The following is a 2,466-nucleotide window of genomic DNA, read 5'->3' as shown; positions in this document are numbered from 1 at the left end:
CAGAATCTTTTGCTTTTATTTTTTTAAAAGGATTACTACTTATAAAAGAGTATCTCCCTAGTTTTTCTGGATCCATTGCACTGTCTAAAATAAAGCTGTCGTTTTCATCTTTAAATATAGTGTAAATTTCAAAAGCATCTAGTTTAGTATCGATTTGTCTAAGCATTTTTATTTATCCTTTCTCTAGCTAAAGTAATAAAGTTTCTCAAAAGCTCATGGCCACATTCTGTAAGTACAGCTTCTGGATGGAATTGAACTCCCTCTATCATGTACTTTTTGTGTCTTAAGCCCATAATCTCTCCTTCTTTAGTCTGTGCAGTGATTTCTAGTTCATCTGATAAAGTTTCTCTATCTACTACTAAAGAATGGTATCTAGTGACATTTAAAGGATTTTTTATATTTGTAAAAACTCCCTTGCCGTCGTGAGTGATACTGTGGACTTTTCCATGAACTGGCTCTATTGCCTTGACTATTTTAGAGCCAAATACTTGTCCTATAGTTTGGTGTCCTAAGCATATACCCAGTATAGGTATCACACCTTTGAAATTTTCTACAGCTTCGATACAAATTCCAGCTTCAGTTGGACTGCATGGTCCTGGTGATAAGACGATAATTTCAGGGTTTAATGTTTTTATATCGTCTATCGTAATTTCATCATTTCTTTTCACCACTATGTCTTCGTCTAGTTCTTTAAAGTATTGAACTAAGTTGTATACGAAAGAATCATAGTTGTCTATCATTAAAATCATTCTTTTTCTCCCTTTTTATAAATTTTTCCTATAAAACTATCTACTTCATCTGTACAAAAAGGGGATATAAGCTACATGGTCGTTTTCGTCAACCTAATCACAGGTTTAATTAACCATGTAGTTAGATTATAGCACATTTTAATTGGATTGCATTAATATATCGCAAAAATATAACAAATTTCTAAAAAATTTTTATATAAAAGTAAAAAAATACATATTATTTAAATTCAAAATTTTATAATACTATTTTAAAAATAATTTATCGTATCTTCTATATCATCAAAGTCTATTTCTAGTATTAAATAATCTGGATTTATTTTTTTTATTTTATCGAATATTTCATCAGTTAAAATACCTTTTTTATATCCAACATGTAAATCATCTACGCCGTCGTTATCGCTAAAGTGAATTATCTTCGTTATATCAGAAATTTGACCATAATTGCTGTTATTTATCAAATCATGTCCTGTATCGTAGCAAAAATAAACGCCATTATTTATAATATTATTGAAAATATAATTAAAATCTTCAACTCCGTCGCCTACATTTGAAAAATCACCGCCTTTAGAGTATGTATTTTCTATAGATAAAATCCTTCCATTTAATTTTTCATTTAATTTTTTGTCGTTCAAAAACTCTACTGTATTTTTTAAATATTTTTGTCTGTTTTTATATAATCTGTTTGTCATCACGTATCCTAAGTGGAGGTTGTAGTATTTAATATCAAAGTCTTCACCCAAAGCTTCATCTATTTTACATACGAAATCTATCCACGAATTTCTTATGTATTTTATATTTTCACATGTATTTAATTCCATAGGCAGGTGTATTGAAATGCTCAAATTCAGATTTTCTATTTTAGCTTTATATTTTTTTAAAACCTCTGCATCCTCTAGATTGTCAAGACCTACTTCTATATGATCTATTTTTTTGTTTTTCTCACAAATATCTAATGCCTCTTCTAAATTAAACGGCAATGCTGAAATTCCTATTTTCATAAAAATCCTTCCTTTCAAAAAAATACTTCCTCTATAAAATTATAAAGGAAGTATTTATGATAATTACAATAATTTTAGATCTAATCTACTATATATATTTTAATATTTCATTTGTAAATTCATCAGTTGTAGCAGTTCCACCTAAATCACCAGTTAAGTTTTCACCTTTTAGGAATACTTGTGCTAGAGCATTTTCTATCTTAGCTGCAGCTTCTTGTTCTCCTAAATATCTAAGCATCATAACAGCTGATTGAATTATAGCTGTTGGGTTAGCTATATTTTTGCCAGCTATATCTGGTGCACTACCATGTACTGCTTCAAATACTGCGTAGTCTTTACCTATATTAGCTCCAGGTATCATTCCAAGTCCACCTACAAGTCCTGAACATAAGTCAGATACTATATCTCCGTATAAATTAGGCATAACCATAACATCGTATTTTTCTGGATTTATAACTAAGTTCATACAAGCTGCATCAACTATTAAATCGTCACTAGCTATATCAGGGTATTTAGAAGCAATATCTCTAAATGTATTTAAAAATAGTCCATCACTTAATTTCATTATGTTTGCTTTATGTACGCCTGTTACTTTCTTTCTTCCATTGTCTTTTGCATAATTAAATGCAAATTCACATATTCTTTCACAAGCAGGTTTAGTTATTATTTTTATAGTTTCAGCGCCGTAGTCTCCTATTTTATGTTCTATTCGTGAGTAT

General features: G+C 29.4%; 3 protein-coding genes and 1 pseudogene. All 4 read right to left on the bottom strand.

Annotated features, from left to right (window positions below; translation table 11 throughout):
• Nucleotides 1–166, bottom strand: a pseudogene (locus MR593_RS13605) (aminodeoxychorismate synthase, component I); the annotation flags it as partial.
• On the bottom strand, nucleotides 159–749 hold the full coding sequence (locus tag MR593_RS09565; protein WP_290692266.1) for an anthranilate synthase component II: 591 nt from the start codon (nucleotides 747–749) through the stop codon (nucleotides 159–161). The gene MR593_RS09565 and the pseudogene MR593_RS13605, both read right to left, overlap by 8 nt.
• Before the next feature lie 248 nt (nucleotides 750–997).
• A complete protein-coding gene (locus tag MR593_RS09560) occupies nucleotides 998–1,747 on the bottom strand; it encodes a sugar phosphate isomerase/epimerase family protein (RefSeq protein ID WP_290692264.1) in 750 nt (249 codons plus the stop codon).
• A gap of 88 nt (nucleotides 1,748–1,835) precedes the next feature.
• Nucleotides 1,836–2,466, bottom strand: a 631-nt coding sequence (locus MR593_RS09555) for an isocitrate/isopropylmalate dehydrogenase family protein (protein WP_290692262.1), incomplete at its 5' end; no start/stop codon positions are given.

The sequence above is a fragment of the Intestinibacter sp. genome (genome assembly GCF_022780145.1).
Lineage (GTDB): Bacteria > Bacillota > Clostridia > Peptostreptococcales > Peptostreptococcaceae > Intestinibacter.
Note: the sequence above shows the minus strand (reverse complement) of the source record. Positions and strands in the feature narration are given on the sequence as shown.